The organism is Modestobacter sp. VKM Ac-2984 (assembly GCF_026967985.1).
GTDB lineage: Bacteria > Actinomycetota > Actinomycetes > Mycobacteriales > Geodermatophilaceae > Modestobacter.
On sequence record NZ_JAPVBJ010000001.1, the window covers coordinates 518,563 to 534,682 of the forward strand.

13 protein-coding genes and 1 tRNA gene are annotated in these 16,120 nt (G+C 72.3%); 3 read left to right on the forward strand and 11 right to left on the reverse strand.

The window, feature by feature from the left end; all coding sequences use genetic code 11:
* From selB to O2W16_RS02540, 9 genes are all read right to left on the reverse strand, one after another.
* The gene (gene selB, locus O2W16_RS02500; protein ID WP_269157216.1) at positions 1 to 1,776 is read right to left on the reverse strand and encodes a selenocysteine-specific translation elongation factor; all 1,776 of its coding nucleotides are present in this window, start codon (positions 1,774 to 1,776) and stop codon (positions 1 to 3) included.
* Positions 1,767 to 3,104 carry an L-seryl-tRNA(Sec) selenium transferase gene (selA, locus tag O2W16_RS02505; RefSeq protein ID WP_269157217.1) on the reverse strand — a complete coding sequence of 446 codons (1,338 nt, stop codon included), beginning with the start codon at positions 3,102 to 3,104 and terminating at the stop codon, positions 1,767 to 1,769. The genes selB and selA overlap by 10 nt, the downstream gene beginning before the upstream one ends.
* Before the next feature lie 60 nt (positions 3,105 to 3,164).
* A tRNA-OTHER gene (locus tag O2W16_RS02510) sits at positions 3,165 to 3,260 on the reverse strand.
* A 64-nt stretch (positions 3,261 to 3,324) separates the two neighbouring features.
* On the reverse strand, positions 3,325 to 4,398 hold the full coding sequence (locus O2W16_RS02515) for an ABC transporter ATP-binding protein (RefSeq protein ID WP_269157218.1): 1,074 nt from the start codon (positions 4,396 to 4,398) through the stop codon (positions 3,325 to 3,327).
* 80 nt (positions 4,399 to 4,478) lie between these two features.
* A complete protein-coding gene (gene arfA / locus O2W16_RS02520) occupies positions 4,479 to 5,990 on the reverse strand; it encodes an arabinosylfuranosidase ArfA (RefSeq protein WP_269157219.1) in 1,512 nt (503 codons plus the stop codon).
* A gap of 145 nt (positions 5,991 to 6,135) precedes the next feature.
* Positions 6,136 to 7,062: a carbohydrate ABC transporter permease gene (locus O2W16_RS02525; RefSeq protein ID WP_269157220.1), complete on the reverse strand. Its 927-nt coding sequence runs from the start codon at positions 7,060 to 7,062 to the stop codon at positions 6,136 to 6,138.
* Positions 7,059 to 8,015, reverse strand: coding sequence for a carbohydrate ABC transporter permease (locus tag O2W16_RS02530; RefSeq protein WP_269157221.1), 957 nt, complete (start codon positions 8,013 to 8,015; stop codon positions 7,059 to 7,061). The genes O2W16_RS02525 and O2W16_RS02530 overlap by 4 nt, the downstream gene beginning before the upstream one ends.
* Before the next feature lie 103 nt (positions 8,016 to 8,118).
* Complete coding sequence (locus O2W16_RS02535; RefSeq protein WP_269157222.1) at positions 8,119 to 9,471, reverse strand: extracellular solute-binding protein; 1,353 nt, start codon at positions 9,469 to 9,471, stop codon at positions 8,119 to 8,121.
* Between the two features lie 365 nt (positions 9,472 to 9,836).
* Entirely contained in the window at positions 9,837 to 10,835 is a 999-nt protein-coding gene (locus O2W16_RS02540; protein ID WP_269157223.1) for a LacI family DNA-binding transcriptional regulator, read from the reverse strand.
* A 208-nt stretch (positions 10,836 to 11,043) separates the two neighbouring features.
* Here O2W16_RS02540 and selD point away from each other — a divergent pair, with 208 nt between their 5' ends.
* A complete protein-coding gene (selD, locus tag O2W16_RS02545; protein WP_269157224.1) occupies positions 11,044 to 12,051 on the forward strand; it encodes a selenide, water dikinase SelD in 1,008 nt (335 codons plus the stop codon).
* A 55-nt stretch (positions 12,052 to 12,106) separates the two neighbouring features.
* The gene (locus O2W16_RS02550; protein ID WP_269157225.1) at positions 12,107 to 13,072 is read left to right on the forward strand and encodes a zinc-binding dehydrogenase; all 966 of its coding nucleotides are present in this window, start codon (positions 12,107 to 12,109) and stop codon (positions 13,070 to 13,072) included.
* A gap of 4 nt (positions 13,073 to 13,076) precedes the next feature.
* Here the strand turns inward: O2W16_RS02550 and O2W16_RS02555 are convergent, their stop codons facing one another.
* Together O2W16_RS02555 and lepA are read right to left on the reverse strand one after the other, a co-directional pair.
* Positions 13,077 to 13,730 (reverse strand): MOSC domain-containing protein, encoded by a 654-nt coding sequence (locus O2W16_RS02555; RefSeq protein ID WP_269157226.1) that lies wholly within the window; start codon positions 13,728 to 13,730, stop codon positions 13,077 to 13,079.
* On the reverse strand, positions 13,727 to 15,574 hold the full coding sequence (gene lepA / locus O2W16_RS02560; protein ID WP_269157227.1) for a translation elongation factor 4: 1,848 nt from the start codon (positions 15,572 to 15,574) through the stop codon (positions 13,727 to 13,729). The genes O2W16_RS02555 and lepA overlap by 4 nt, the downstream gene beginning before the upstream one ends.
* A 212-nt stretch (positions 15,575 to 15,786) precedes the next feature.
* Between lepA and rpsT the strand changes: the two genes are divergently transcribed.
* The gene (gene rpsT / locus O2W16_RS02565; RefSeq protein WP_036336679.1) at positions 15,787 to 16,047 is read left to right on the forward strand and encodes a 30S ribosomal protein S20; all 261 of its coding nucleotides are present in this window, start codon (positions 15,787 to 15,789) and stop codon (positions 16,045 to 16,047) included.
* The last annotated feature ends 73 nt before the right edge of the window (positions 16,048 to 16,120 follow it).

Below are 16,120 nucleotides of genomic sequence, written 5' to 3' on the forward strand. Positions count from 1 at the left end.
TCAGCGCAGGCGGCGGGTGTTGTCCGGCTGGCGGACGGTGACCCCGCGGGCGTCGAGCCACTCGGCCAGCGGGACGGCGACCCGGCGGGTGGTCCCCCAGGCCTTGCGCGCCTCGCTGAGCGTGAACGGCTGCGGCAGCGTCGCCAGCCGGGTCCGCGCCTGCTCGGCGACGCCGGGGGCCAGGTAGATGCCCTCGGCGATCCGCACCAGCTGCTCGTCGCGCACCGCCGCTGCCAGCTCCCGCGGCCCCAGCCCGGCGGCCACCAGGTCACCGGCCTCGGGTGCGGCGAACGGCTCCTGGACCAGCCGGGCCCGGATGCCGTCCACCGCCCGTTGCACCGCCGGTGGCAGCGCCGCGGCACCGGCGACGACCCGGCCGTCCCGCAGCGCCAGGGGCTCCCGGACGAGAGCGGGCACCAGCTCCACGTCGGGCAGCTCCAGGGCCGACCGCAGCACCGCGGTCGGCGGGCCGGCCTCCAGCGGGCGCAGCTGCCGGTAGCGGGCCACCACCTGCGGCACCCGGGCGGCCAGCTCGTCGGCCAGCCCCGGCGCCAGCAGCCAGGGGCCGACCACCGTGGCGTCGGCGGGCACCGGCCAGCCCATGGCGACGAAGTCGGCGCGGCGCACGAACCGTCGCCGCATCAGGTCCGCCCGCGCCCCGGCCTCACCCAGCGGCTGCTCGGCCAGCTCGGTCGCGCGGCTCCGGGCGGCGCCGCGGCGGCGCAGCTCCGGCGGGTCCACGTCGCGCACGTCGGCGCCGTGCACCCGGCGGGCACCGGGGTCGCGCAGCAGCAGCCGGTCACCCACCCGGAGCGGCAGCTCGGTGGCCAGCCGCAGCCGGAGTGCCGACCCGTCCAGCGGCCGCACGCGTGCGGCGACCGTGGCCGACCCGATGTGCACGATCAGCTCCGCGGGCAGCTTCTCCTCGACCGGTCGCACCAGGGTCACGTCCAGGTCGGCGGTGCGCCGGAACGCGTCGGGGGTGAGCAGCGCGTCGCCGCGGGAGAGCTCCTCGACCGCCACGCCGCGCAGGTTGAGCGCCACCCGGGCGGTGGCCGAGGCCGAGTCGACCGGCGCGCCCAGCGACTGCAGCCCCCGCACGGTCACCGCACGTCCGGCCAGGTCCAGGCGGTCGCCGGTGGTCACCGTCCCGGCGGCCAGGGTGCCGGTCACGATGGTGCCGGCGCCCCGGATGGTGAAGGCCCGGTCGATCCACAGCCGCACCGGCGCGGCCGGCTCGGGTGCAGGCAGTCCGGCCAGCACCTGCTCCAGCGCGCCCGCCAGCTCCGGCAGCCCGGTGCCGGCACGGGCGCTGACCGCCACGGCCGGGACCCGGCCCAGCGACGTCCCGGCCAGCCGCTCGGCGGCGTCGGCGAGCACCGGTGCGGGATCGGCCAGGTCGGACTTGGTGACGGCGAGCAGCCCGTGCCGCACCCCGAGGGCGTCCAGGACGGCGACGTGCTCGGCCGTCTGCGCCGACCAGCCGTCGTCGGCGGCGACCACGACCAGCGCGGCGGGGACCGACCCGACCCCGGCGAGCATGTTGCCCACGAACCGCTCGTGCCCGGGCACGTCGACGACCGCCAGCCGGCGGCCGGAGGGCAGCGTCGTCCAGGCGAACCCGAGGTCGATGGTGAGCCCGCGCCGGCGCTCCTCCTCCCACCGGTCGGGCTCCATCCCGGTCAGCGCCGTCACCAGGGTCGACTTGCCGTGGTCGACGTGGCCGGCGGTCGCCAGGACGTCCATCCGGGACGTGCGGGCAGCGGTCACCTCCACCGGCGGGCCACCTCCGACACGGCCGCGGTGAGCCGCTCGTCGTCGGCGGGGAGCAGGCTGCGCAGGTCCAGCAGGGTGCGGTCGCCCTCCAGGTAGCCCACCACCGGCGGGCTGCCGGCGCGCAGCGGCGCGGCGAAGCGGGGGTCCAGGGCGACGGCGGCGCTGGGCAGCTCGAACTCCGGGGCTCCCCCACCGCCGACCCGCGCGGTCGCCGGGACGGCGACGGCCTCGACCCCGCAGGCCTGCAGCGCGGCGGCGACCGCTGCGGCGCGGGCCTGCAGGCCGGCCAGGTCGGCGTCGAGCATCTCCCGGACCGGTGGCACCGGGCCGCGCAGCGTCGCCTCGAGCGCCGCGAGGGTCGTCTTGTCGACCCGCAGCGCCCGGTAGAGGGGGTGTCGCCGCAGCCGCTGGACCAGCGCCGCGGAGCCCAGCACGATCCCGGCCTGCGGCCCGCCGAGCAGCTTGTCGCCGCTGCACAGCACCAGGTCCGCACCGGCGGCCAGCGTCGTCTGCAGGTCCGGCTCGTCGGGCAGCAGCGGGTGCGGGCGGAGCAGTCCACTGCCCACGTCGGCGACCAGCGGCACCCCGGTGCCGGCCAGCGCCGGAGCCAGCTCGGCGACGTCGGCGGACCGGGTGAAGCCGCGGACGACGAAGTTGGAGGGGTGCACCTTGAGCACCGCGCCGGTGTCCGGGCCGAGCGCGTCGGTGTAGTCGGCCAGCGAGACCCGGTTCGTCGTCCCGACCTCGCGCAGCCGGGCGCCGGTGCTGACCAGCAGGTCGGGGATGCGGAAGCCGTCGCCGATCTCGACCAGCTCCCCGCGGGCGATGACCAGCTCACCGCCGAACGCGGTGGCCACCAGCGCCAGCGCGGCGGCGCAGTTGTTCACCACCAGCGCGGCCTCGGCGGCGGGCACGGCGGCCAGCAACGCCGACAGCGCCCCCTCCCCCCGCGGGCCGCGCCGGCCGGTACCGAGGTCGAGCTCGACGTCGGTGGTGCCGCTGGCGGCCACCACCGCCGCCACGGCCGCGCCGGACAGCGGTGCCCGGCCGAGGTTGGTGTGCACGAGCACGCCGGTCGCGTTCAGCACCGGCGACAGGCTGCTGGCGGTGCCCGGCAGCCCGTCCAGGACCGCCGCGGCGACGTCCTCCGGCGCGACGTCGCCGTCCCGGACACGCTGCTGCGCGACCTGCACGGCGCGCTTCACCAGCTCCCGGCCCAGCCGCTGCGCCGCAGCCGCGACGGCGGGGTCGGCGAGCACGGTGTCGGTCCGGGGCACCTGCCGGCGCGGGTCGGTGGCCGCGGCGGTGGTCGTGGCTTCCGTGGTCATCGCGGCCGAGCGTAGGTGCCCGTCGCGGAGCCGACCCGAGGGCCGGCTCCGCGGAGCGGCTGGCGGAGACGGACGGGAATCGAACCCGCCTGACCGAGTTGCTCGGCCACGTCGGCTTTAGAGGCCGCGGGGGCCACCAGACACCCTGACGTCTCCGCCGCCGACCCTACGTCCCGACACCCGGACCGGCAGCTCCCACCCACCCGGCGGACCCGACGGGTCAGCCGGCGAGCCGGGTCCCGTCGCTGCCGAAGAGGTGGACGTGGTCGGCCCGCGGCACGACGTGGACCCGCTCACCCCGCTGTGGCGGCCGCCGGCCGTCGACGCGGACCGTGACGATGGACTCAGTGCCCTCCTGGAGGAGCCGTCCGTAGAGATAGGCGTCGGCGCCCAGCTCCTCGACCACGTCGACCTCGACCACCGCGCCGGCGTCGGAGACCTCGAAGTCCTCGGGACGGACGCCGAGGGTCATCGTCTCGCCCGCGCTGGCGGCGAGGGACTGCCGCGCCACCGGGTGGACGCGGTCCCCGAAGCGGACGCCCCCGTCGGTCACCGGCACCTCGAAGAGGTTCATCGCCGGGGAGCCGATGAAACCGGCCACGAAGACGTTGGCCGGGCGGTCGTAGAGCTCACGGGGGGCACCGACCTGCATGAGCAGGCCGTCCTTGAGCACCGCGACCCGGTCCCCCATGGTCATCGCCTCGACCTGGTCGTGGGTGACGTAGACGGTGGTGATGCCCAGCCGGCGCTGCAGCGAGGCGATCTGCGTACGCGTCTGCACCCGCAGCTTGGCGTCCAGGTTCGACAGCGGCTCGTCCATCAGGAACACCTGCGGCTTGCGCACGATCGCCCGCCCCATCGCCACCCGCTGCCGCTGACCACCGGAGAGCGCCTTGGGCTTGCGGTCCAGGTAGGGCTCCAGGTCCAGGAGCCTGGCCGCCTCCTCCACCCGGGTGCGGCGCTCCTCCTTGCCCATCCCGGCGATCTTCAGCGCGAAGCCCATGTTGTCCGCGACGCTCATGTGCGGGTAGAGCGCGTAGTTCTGGAACACCATCGCGATGTCCCGGTCCTTGGGCGCGACGTCGGTGACGTCGGTCTCCCCGATCCGGATCGCGCCGCCGTCGACGTCCTCCAGGCCGGCGAGCATCCGCAGCGAGGTGGACTTGCCGCACCCGGAGGGGCCGACGAGCACCAGGAACTCGCCGTCCTCGATCTGCAGCTCGAGCTGGTCGACCGCCGGCCTGTCGCTGCCGGGGTAGAGCCGGGTCGCTCGGTCATAGGTGACGGTCGCCATCGGGCGCACTCCTGGTGATCTGAGATGCCGGGGATCCGGGGGACGAGGGAGAGGTCATCGGGTGCTGCGTGGGTCGGGGGTCAGCCAAGGGAGACCGCCGTCCAGGACACCGGGGGCAGCTCGATGGTGAGGACGCCGTCCTGCAGGTGGGCGCTCTTGTTGGCCCCCGGGGCGACCCGGGTCGGCTCGGCCAGGGTGTTGACCGCGTAGGGGTCGTCGTCGGCGAGGGTGTGCGTCTCCAGGACCCGCACGTCGCCCAGGCTGCGGGCGTCGACGGTCACCGTCGTCGGCCCCTCGATCGCCCGGTTGACCAGGAAGACGGCCGTGGCGCCGGTCTCCGGGTCGTGGGTGGCCACCGCATCGACCAGCGGGACGTCCCCGTGCTCGGTGGTGCGGTAGGTCTCGCTGGACAGCTCGACCCGCAGCGCGGTGCCCCGGGCCAGCCGGGAGGTCAGCGCGAACGGGAAGAACGTCGTCTGCCGCCAGGCCGGGCCACCGGGCTCGGTCATGATCGGGGCGATGACGTTGACCAACTGCGCCAGGCTGGCGGAGGTGACCCGGTCGGCGTGCTTGAGCAGCGAGATGAGCAGGCTGCCGACCACGACGGCGTCGGCGACGTGGTACGCGTCCTCGAGGAGGCGGGGCGCGTAGGGCCACTGCTCGATGTCGGTGATCTGGTCCTCGGCGTGGAAGCGCTCCTGGTACCAGACGTTCCACTCGTCGAAGGCGATGTTGATCGTCTTGGCGCTGCGCAGCTCGGCCTTGACGTGGTCCGCGGTGGCGACGACGGACTCGATGAAGTGGTCCATGTCGACGGCCGAGGCGAGGAAGCCGGCCAGGTCGCCGTTCCGCTCGGCGTAGTAGGCGTGGCAGGAGATGTAGTCGACGTCCTCGTAGGTGTGCTCCAGCACGGTGCGCTCCCACGCGCCGAACGTCGGCATGGCCGAGTTGGAGCTGCCGCACACCACGAGCTCGACCGACGGGTCCAGCTGGCGCATGGCCTTGGCGGTCTGGGCGGCGATCTTGCCGTAGTCCTCCGCACTGCGGTGCCCCAGCTGCCAGGGGCCGTCCATCTCGTTGCCCAGGCACCACATCTTCACGCCGAAGGGCTCCGTGGTGCCGTCGGCGATCCGCTGGTCCGACAGGGCCGATCCGGACCGGACGTTGCTGTACTCCAGGAGGTCCAGGGCCTCCAGCACACCGCGGGTGCCGAGGTTGACCGCCAACATCAGCTCGCTGCCCGCCTTGTCGTTCCAGCGGGCGAACTCGTGCAGGCCGACCTGGTTGGTCTCCAGCGAGTGCCAGGCCAGGTCCAGGCGCTTGGGCCGGGACTCTCGCGGCCCCACGCCGTCCTCCCACCGGTAGCCGGAGACGAAGTTGCCGCCGGGGTAGCGGATGGTCGACACCCCCAGCTCACGGACCAGCTCGAGCACGTCGGTCCGGAAGCCCTCCTCGTCGGCCGTCGGGTGACCGGGCTCGTAGAGGCCGTCGTAGACGCAGCGGCCCAGGTGCTCGACGAAGGAGCCGAAGACCCGCCGGTGGACGGCGCCGATGGTGAAGCGGGGGTCGAGCGTCAGGTGTGCAGTGGACATGAGGGTTCCTCGACGTGGGGGCGGCCGGGCCGCGCGATGGGGCGACGGGCCTGGAACAGGTCCGTCAGAGGGAGGTCCGGCGGGCAGCACGAGGACGTGCGCCGCGCCGGCCGGGGCCCGACGCCGGTGGCGGGCCGCCGGGGAGCTACTTGAGGCTGCCGATGGACAGGCCGCCCTGCCAGTACCGCTGCAGACCGAGGAAGGCGGCGATCAGCGGGATGATCGACACCAGCGAGCCGACGACGATCAGCGTGTAGAGGGAGACGCCGCCGCCGTTGTTGGCCCCGGCGAGGCCCTGCCAGAGGTTGATCCCCACGGTGATCGGGAAGAGCTCGGAGTCCGACAGGACGGCGAGGGGCAGGAAGTAGTTGTTCCAGGTGCCCACGACCGACAGCAGCAGCACCGTGACGATCGCCGGGCGCATCAGGGGCAGTGCGACCTGGAAGAACGTGCGGAACTCCCCCGCGCCGTCCATCCGAGCCGCGTCCAGCAGCTCGTCGGGCACGCCGTCGGCGGTGTAGACCCGCATCAGGTACACGCCGAACGGGCTGAGCATCGACGGCAGGATCACCGCCCACGCGGTGTTGGTGAGCTCGACCTCCGACAGCATCACGAAGGTGGGGATGACCAGGGCGGTCATCGGGACCATGACCGCGCCGAGCAGCAGCGCGAAGGAGATCCGGCGGCCCGGGAAGTCGAACTTGGCGAAGGCGTACCCGGCGAGCACGGCCAGGACGGTGGCCCCGATGCCGCCACCGAAGGCGTAGAGCAGCGAGTTGCCCAGCCACCTGAGGTAGATGCCGTCGTTGTAGGTGAACAGCGTCGAGAGGTTGTCGAAGAGGGCGAACTCCTCCCCGAACCACAGGGCGCCGTTCGGCGAGTTGAACAGCCCGCCGGGGCTCTTGGTGCTGGCCACGATGAGGAACCACAGCGGCAGCACGAAGTAGAGGACGAGGAAGGCGAGGAACAGGTGCGAGCCGGTACGACGCCGACGCGGGCGTCGGGCACGGCGGCCCTCCCGGAGGGCGTGGACCGCATCGTCGGCGCGGACGGGGCTGGACAGGACGCTCACTTGAGGAACCCCCCACGCTTGCGGGTCAGGAAGAGGAAGATGTAGACGCCGATGAACACCACGATGCCCAGGGCGAAGGAGATGGCCGAGGCGTAGTTGAACTGGGCGAACCGGAACGCCAGGTTGAAGGCGTAGACGTTCGGGGTGATGTCGGTGGTGATCGACCCGTTGGAGATCGGCAACAGCACCTGCGGTTCGGTGAAGAACTGCAGGGTGCCGATGACGGCGAACACCAGGATGAGCACGAGCGCCGAGCTGATCATCGGGATCTTGATCCGCGTGGCGATCTGCCAGGCCTTCGCGCCGTCCATCCGGGCCGCCTCGTAGATGGCCGGGTCGATCCCCTGCAGCGCCGCGTAGATGATGATCATGTAGTAGCCGGCCCACTGCCAGGTCACCACGTTCGTCAGCCCGTAGAACAGGTTGTCCGGGCTGAGCAGGAACGGTGCGCTCTCCCCGAACAGCTGCTCCAGCGGCCCGAAGTTCGGGCTGTAGAGGAAGCCCCACAGCACCGCGCCGATGACGGCGGGGATCGCGTAGGGGACGAAGATCATCAGCCGCGAGAACTTGGCGAAGCGGGTGGTGAGCGAGTCGAGCACCAGCGCGGCGAGCAGGGCGACGAGCATCTGGGCCGGGATCACCAGGACGGCGAAGCGCACCACGAACCAGACACCGGACAGGAACGCCGGGTCGGTGAAGGCCCGGCTGTAGTTCGCCAGACCGGCGAACTCCTCACCGGTGGCCAGCCCGTTGGTGAAGAGGCTGAGGTAGAAGGCGTACAGCAGCGGACCGACCAGGAACAGCAGGAAGACCACCGCGAACGGGGCCAGGAACAGCCAGCCGACCAGCCCGTTGCCGCGCCGCTTGCGTCGGCGGGTGCCCCGCCGTCCGGTGGCCGACGTGGCCCCTGCCGCAGGGGACACCGGCCGCGGTGCCGTGTCCAGCGTTGCCATCACCGTCTCGCTCTCGTTCTGGGGAGGTGGGGGTGTCCGGTCGCGGGGAGGGCGGTGCGCCCTCCCCGCGACCGGACGGAGTCGTCCGGCTGGGCCGGCAGGCTCAGTTGAGCGTGAAGCCCTGCTGCTCGGCGTAGGCCTCCATCTCCGCCTGCAGGTCGTCCAGCGCCTCCGAGCCCGTCTTCTCACCGGCGTTGATGGCGGCGATCTCCTCGGTGAACTGGGCGTAGAACGTCGTGCCGAAGGGGCTGTAGGTCGACCCCTCGTAGGCGTTGGCCGCCGGGATGTAGACGTCCTTGTTGGCGGTCTGGCCGTCGAAGAACTCCGACTCGTGGTCGATGAACTCCTGCGAGTTCAGCACCGACTGGTTCAGCGGGAAGATCGTCTGCGACGTCCACCCGTCGGTCAGCGACGGCTCGTCGGCGTACAGCTCCTTCGCGACCTGGGCGGCCAGCTCCGGGTTCTCCGCCTGGCTGGTCACCGCGAGGACCGAACCACCCCAGTTGACCGAGACGGGGTTGGCCGGGTCCCACTGCGGCAGCGGGGCGACGCGCCAGGTGCCCGCGTCCGCACCCTCACCCGCACCGGCGCCGGTCAGGTAGCCGGGGGCCCAGGCGGCGGAGATGTAGGTGGCGTAGTCGCCGTTGATCGCACCGGAGATGTACTCGGTGGTGAACTGGTCCTGGGTGCCGATGAGCCCGTCCTCGACCAGGCCGGCCCAGTAGTCCAACACCTCCTTGCTCTCCGGGCTGTTGAGGTCGATCTCCAGCTCGGTCGGGTTCGCCGAGTCGTAGGTCCACGGCTCCGCGCCGTTCTGCTGCATCAGGGCCACGGTGGGGGCCGGGACGTTCGCCGGGAGGTCGCCCATCAGCGGCCCACCGGCGGCCTTCAGCTTCTCCGCCGCGGCCCGGTACTCGTCCCAGGTGGTGGGCGGGGTGATGCCGTACTGGTCGAAGATGTCCTGGCGGTACATCATCGCCATCGGGCCACCGTCGATCGGGATGCCGTACACCGCGTCGCCGCTGGAGACGTCGCGCCAGGCACCCTCGCCGAAGTTGCCCTCGACCTCGCTGGCGCCGTACTCGCTCAGGTCGACCAGCGCCTCCTGCAGGGCGAAGACCGGGATGGTGTCGGTCTCGAGCATGATCACGTCCGGGGCGCCGCGGCCGGCCGAGACGGCGGTCTGGAACTTGGCGTACTCGTCGGCCCCCTGGCCGGCGTTGGTGAGGCAGACCTGCACGTCGGTGTGGGTGTCGTTGAAGTTCTCCACCACCGTCTTCATGTTCGGGTACCACGCCCACACGGAGACGACCGGCGCCTCCTCGTTGACGATCGGCACGCTGCAGGACCCGCCGCCGCTGGCGGCGGCCTCGCCGTCCCCACCTCCGCCACAGGCGGTGACGCTGGTCATGACGGTCCCCGCACCGAACAGTGCGGTCATGAGCTTCTTGTTCACGGGAGGTCCCTCTCGGAGTGACGGCCACGGACGCCGTCGTCGGTGGCTGGAGCCGGCTGCACGTCCGGCTCCCGGTGGAGCGAGGTGCGACGAGCTGCAGTGGGCGAGGATGTCGCCCAGCGCCGCGCGCGGGTTCACCCGGTCGCTGGGTGGTGACCGGGAGAGGCGCCGGAGCGCCGCACACGTTGGCGACTGTGCCGTAGGGCACCTTCTACAACGTTGTGAAGAGCAATGTGGCCCATCCCACGACCGGTGTCAAGAGGGCTCTGCAGAACACGCCGACGTGGTGGACGGGGGCGCCGAGGGGCCGCCCGAACGACCGGCTCGAGGGCCCGCCCCGCAACGGACGACCGGCGATCGAAGCCTCAGCTGGACTCGCGCTGGACGATCGAGTAGCCCACTTCCACGTGCTGCGGGGCGATGCCCCGGTCGGCGATCCGCTGCACGACCGTCTCGACCGCCCGCTCGGCGATCTCCCGGCGCCCCGGGTCGACGGTGCTGAGCGTCGGCTGGGAGAACATGCCGTCGTCGGTGTTGTCGAAGCCGATCACCGCGACGTCGTCGGGGACCCGCCGGCCGGCTGCGATCAGCGCGTGCATGGCACCCAGGGCGAGCGTGTCGTTAAACGCGAACACCGCGTCGAAGTCCACCCCGGAGGCGATCAGCGCCTGCGCCGCCTCGGCCCCCTCCCGACGGTGCCACAGCTCCGCCGGGCCCAGCAGACGCTCGTCGAACGGGATGCCCGCCGCGTCCAGCGCCGCGCGGTACCCCTGCAGGCGCAGCCCGGCCGAGCCGATCACCTCACCGGGGTGCGAGCCGACGACCGCGATGCGCCGGCGACCGCGGGCGAGGAGGTGCTCGGTGGCCGCGCGCGCTGCGGCGACGTTCTGCATGGTCACGTGGTCGACCGCGGGGTGGAAGAGGCGTTCACCGAGCAGCACCAGCGGGGTGTCGATCTCGACCATCGAGGCGTCCTCGGCGGTGAGCCCCAGCGGGCTGAACAGGAGCCCGTCGACCATCCGCAGCCGGGCGCTGCCGAGCAGGTCGAGCTCCCGCTTGCGGTCCCGGTTGGTCTGCTCGATGAGCACGACCAGGCCCCGGCGCTCGGCTGCCCGGATCACCTCGTCGGCCAGCTCGGCGAAGTACGGCAGCCGCAGCTCCGGGACGGCGAGGCTGATGGCGTCGCTGCGGCCGGATCGGAGGCTGCGTGCGGAGAGGTTCGGCTGGTACCCCAGCTGCGCGATGGCCTCCTGCACACGCTGCCGGGTGCTGGGGCGGACGTGCGGGTAGTCGTTCACCACGTTCGACACCGTCTTGAAGGAGACCCCTGCAAGGCGGGCCACGTCGTGCAGTGTGGCGGCCACGTCCGGCGCTCCTCCCGTTGCTACCAGGCTCTCCGGCGCCTGCCCCGGCAGGTCGGGGGTCTCCCCGGCCTCGCCGCCCTGGTCTCCGGGAGACTGCCACAGCCCGCCACCCCCCGGGGACAACCGGACGAGGCACTCCCCCGCTGTCGGCGCCGACGCCGCATCGAGTTCGGCCGGCCGTCCGGCGGTCCATCTAGATTGGTTCGACGTGACCACCACCGCACCGCCCGTCCGGCTGACCCAGTACGCGCACGGCGGCGGGTGCGCCTGCAAGATCCCGCCCGGTGAGCTCGAGGCAGTGGTCGCCGGCCTCACCCACACCGGCCCGCGTGACCCGGCGGCCGAGCTCGTCGTCGGCCTCGACGACGGTGACGACGCCGCCGTGGTGCGGATCCCCGGCGGCCAGGGGCTGGTCCTCACCACCGACTTCTTCACGCCCGTGGTCGACGACGCGTACACCTTCGGCCGGATCGCCGCGGCCAACGCGCTCTCCGACGTCTACGCGATGGGCGGCACCCCCGTCATGGCGGTGAACCTGCTGGGCTGGCCGCGGGACGTGCTGCCGGCCGAGCTGGCCGCCGAGGTGCTGCGCGGCGGGCTCGAGGTCGCGCACGAGGCCGGCTGCCACGTCGGCGGCGGGCACTCCATCGACGACCCCGAGCCCAAGTACGGGATGGCGGTCACCGGCCTGGTGGACCTCGACCGGTTGATCCGCAACGACGCCGCCGTCCCCGGGACGGCGCTGTCGCTGACCAAGCCGCTGGGCGTGGGCGTGCTCAACAGCCGGCACAAGAACACCGGCGAGGTGTCCGCGGAGGCGGTCGCCTCGATGACCGCGCTCAACGCCGAGGCCTCGGTCGCCGCACTCGCCGCCGGGATCCGGGCGGGCACCGACGTCACCGGCTTCGGCCTGCTCGGCCACCTCTACAAGATGGCCCGGGCCAGCGGGGTCACCGCGGTGGTCGACGCCGCCGCCGTCCCCTACCTGGCCGGGGCCCGGCAGGCGTTGGCCGACGGCTGGGTCTCCGGCGGCACCCGGCGGAACCTGGACTGGGTGCGCCCGCACGCCGACCTGTCCGCGATCAGCGAGGACGAGGCGCTGCTGCTGGCCGACGCCCAGACCTCCGGCGGGCTGCTGCTCGGCGGCGAGGTGCCCGGCGCCCCGGTGATCGGCGAGTTCGTGGCGCAGCAGGAGCACGCCGTCGTCGTCCGCTGAGGCCCAGCCAGTGACCCGCGTCGCAGCGGTGGTGGTACTCGGTTAGCGTCCGCTCATGCTCGCTGCCTTCGTGTCCACCCCCGCCCCTGAGGACCCGCTCTCCGTGCTCGAGGTCGGTGACCGGCCAGAACCGGAGGCCCCCGAGGGCTGGACGACGGTCCAGGTGAAGGCCGCCTCGCTGAACCACCACGACCTGTTCAGCCTGCGCGGGGTCGGCCTGCCCGCCGAGCGGATGCCGATGATCCTGGGTTGCGACGCGGCGGGGATCGACGCCGACGGCAACGAGGTGGTCGTGCACGCGGTCCTCACCTCCCCCGGCTGGACCGGTGACGAGACGATGGACCCGAAGCGCTCGCTGCTGTCGGAGGTGCACCAGGGGACGCTCGCCGAGCAGGTCGTCGTGCCGCGGCGCAACGTCGTCCCCAAGCCGGCCGAGCTCTCCTTCGCCGAGGCCGCCTGCCTGCCCACCGCCTGGCTGACGGCCTACCGGATGCTCTTCGTCCGCTCCGGGCTGCGCCCCGGGTCGACGGTCCTGGTGCAGGGGGCCAGCGGCGGGGTGGCCACAGCGCTGATCAAGCTCGGCAGCGCGGCCGGCTACCGGGTCTGGGTCACCGGCCGCAGCGAGGAGAAGCGGACGGCGGCGCTCGCGCTCGGCGCGGACCAGGCGTTCGAGACCGGCGCCCGGCTCCCCGAGCGGGTGGACGGCGTGATGGAGACCGTCGGCGAGGCCACCTGGTCGCACAGCATCAAGTCGCTCAAGCCCGGTGGCGTGGTGGTGACCTGCGGGGCGACCACAGGCTTCAACCCCGGCGCCGAGCTGAACCGGGTCTTCTTCACCCAGCTGTCGGTGATCGGCTCGACGATGGGCACCCGGGACGAGCTCGACGACCTGATCCAGATGTGCCGGATCACCGGGGTCCGGCCGCAGATCGACGTCGAGCTGCCGCTGTCCCAGGCCCGGGACGGCTTCGCGCGGATGCTCGAGGGCCGCACCGCCGGGAAGATCGTCTTCACGGTCTGAGCGGTCAGGCCCGGCCGGCGACCCGCTCGATCCTGGCGGCGAGCACCGGCCGGTCCTTCTCCGCGAGGAACGGCAGCACCGGCGTCAGCTCGGGCAGCCGGGACTTCTCGGTCATCACGATCCGGAACGCGCTCGCCACAGTGACGCCGTGGTCGGGGCGGGAGACGATCGTGACGGCGTCGCCGGCACCCACCTCGCCGGTCTCCAGCACCCGCAGGTAGGCGCCGGTGGCACCGCGGGCGGAGAAACGCTTCACCAGGTCCGGAACCCCCCAGTAGCGGGCGAAGTTGGCGCACGGGGTTCGCCAGGCGGTCACCTGGAACAGCGCCGTCCCGGCCCGCCACTGCTCACCGATGACGGCGTTGACCAGGTCGAGGCCGACGGTCCGCAGGTTCTCGCCGAAGCGGCCGGGCGGCAGGTCCCGGTCCAGCTCGGCCACCCACCAGTCGGCGTCCTCCTGGGCGTAGGCGTAGACCGCCTGGCCCTCACCGCCGTGGTGCTTCCTGTTGACCTGGACGTCGCCCTCCAGCCCGAGGCGGTGGACGGCGACCCGGCCCTCGACCGGCGACTTCCGGATGCCGGAGCGGTTGGGGCGCTTGTCCGGCAGCGGCAGCAGGTCGGCACCCGAGACGCAGACCGCGCTGACCCGCCCGCTCACTTGGGCTTGCTGGCGGTGGACTCGTTGGTGGAGAGCGCGGCCACGAAGGCCTCCTGGGGGACCTCGACGCGGCCGACCATCTTCATCCGCTTCTTGCCCTCCTTCTGCTTCTCCAGCAGCTTGCGCTTGCGGGTGATGTCACCGCCGTAGCACTTGGCCAGCACGTCCTTGCGGATGGCGCGGACCGTCTCGCGGGCGATCACCCGGGAGCCGACGGCGGCCTGGATCGGCACCTCGAACTGCTGGCGCGGGATGAGTTCGCGCAGCTTCCCGGCCATCAGCACCCCGTAGCTGTACGCCTTGTCGGTGTGCACGATCGCGGAGAACGCGTCGACGGCCTCGCCCTGCAGCAGGATGTCGACCTTCACCAGCTTCGACTCCTGCTCGCCGGCCTCGGCGTAGTCCAGGCTCGCGTAGCCGCGGGTGCGGGACTTCAGCGCGTCGAAGAAGTCGAAGATGATCTCGCCGAGCGGCAGGGTGTACCGCAGCTCGACCCGCGACTCGGACAGGTAGTCCATCCCGCCCAGCTGACCGCGGCGCCCCTGGCAGAGCTCCATGATCACGCCGGTGTAGTCGCTGGGCGCGATGACGGTGGCCTTGACGATCGGCTCGTAGATCGTGCCGATCTTGCCGCTGGGCCAGTCGCTCGGGTTGGTCACGGTGACCTCGGAGCCGTCCTCCATGATCACCCGGTAGACCACGTTGGGCGCGGTGGAGATCAGGCTGATGCCGGCCTCGCGCTCCAGCCGCTCGCGGACGATCTCCAGGTGCAGCAGGCCGAGGAAGCCGACCCGGAACCCGAAGCCCAGGGCCGCCGACGTCTCCGGCTCGTAGGTCAGCGCGGCGTCGTTGAGCAGCAGCTTGTCCAGCGCCTCGCGCAGCAGCGGGTAGTCGCTGCCGTCGATCGGGTAGAGGCCGGAGTAGACCATCGGCTTGGGGTCGCGGTAGCCGCCGATCGACTCGGCGGCCGGCTTGTGCTGGAGGGTGACGGTGTCACCGACGCGGGACTGGCGGACGTCCTTCACCCCGGTGATGAAGTAGCCGACCTCGCCGACGCCCAGGCTGTCCACCTGCTTGGGCTCCGGGGAGATGACGCCGATCTCCAGCAGCTCGTGCGTGGCGCCGGTCGACATCATCTTGATCTTGTCGCGGGCGGAGATCCGACCGTCGACGACCCGGACGTAGGTGATGACGCCGCGGTAGATGTCGTAGACCGAGTCGAAGATCATCGCCCGGGCAGGGCCCGAGTCGGCACCGGTCGGCGCCGGGACCTCCTGCACGATCCGGTCGAGCAGCTCCGGCACACCCTGGCCGGTCTTGCCGCTGACCCGCAGGACGTCGTCGGGGTCGCAGCCGATGATGTGGGCGATCTCGGCGGCGTACTTCTCCGGCTGCGCCGCGGGCAGGTCGATCTTGTTGAGCACCGGGATGATCGCGAGGTCGTTCTCCAGCGCCAGGTACAGGTTGGCCAGCGTCTGCGCCTCGATGCCCTGGGCGGCGTCGACCAGCAGGACGGCGCCCTCGCAGGCGGCCAGCGACCGGGACACCTCGTAGGTGAAGTCGACGTGGCCCGGGGTGTCGATCATGTCGAGCACGAACTCGGTGCTCGTGTCGTCGCCGCTGCGGGGCGTCCAGGGCAGGCGGACGTTCTGCGCCTTGATGGTGATGCCGCGTTCGCGCTCGATGTCCATCCGGTCGAGATACTGGGCGCGCATGTTGCGGCCCTCGACGAGCCCGGTCACCTCGAGCATGCGGTCTGCCAGCGTCGACTTGCCGTGGTCGATGTGGGCGATGATGCAGAAGTTCCGGATCCGGGCGGGATCGGTGGATGCAGGAGTCGTCACAGTGCGCCCATCGTCCCACGGACTCCGCCCGGACAGGACGATTGCCCGGCGACGACGTCGAGCGCGGCTCTGCCGAGCCCGGTCGGAGCTGCACCGGTTGGGGTGCGGGGCGGCGTGCTGGTATCTTTGCAAGCCGGTCCGCGCTGCGCTTCGTTGTGCCGTGGACGCACTGTCAGAAGTACACCTCCCTGCGACACATCCGAGGCTCACGCGTGGCGAACATCAAGTCCCAGATCAAGCGGATCAAGACCAACGAGATCGCTCGTCAGCGCAACGTCGCTGTGCGGTCCGCCCTGAAGACGCAGGTGCGGCGTTTCCGCACGGCCGCCGACGCCGGGGACAAGGCAGCGGCCGAGGCCGCCCTCGCGACCGCCTCGAAGGCCCTGGACAAGGCCGCCAGCAAGGGCGTCATCCACAAGAACCAGGCTGCGAACCGCAAGTCGGCGCTGGCCAAGAAGGTCGCCAGCCTCTGAGCTGCGCACCGCTCCGCGACGAGCCCCCTCCCTGCGCGGGAGGGGGCTCGTCGCGTCTGTGGCCGTCCATCGG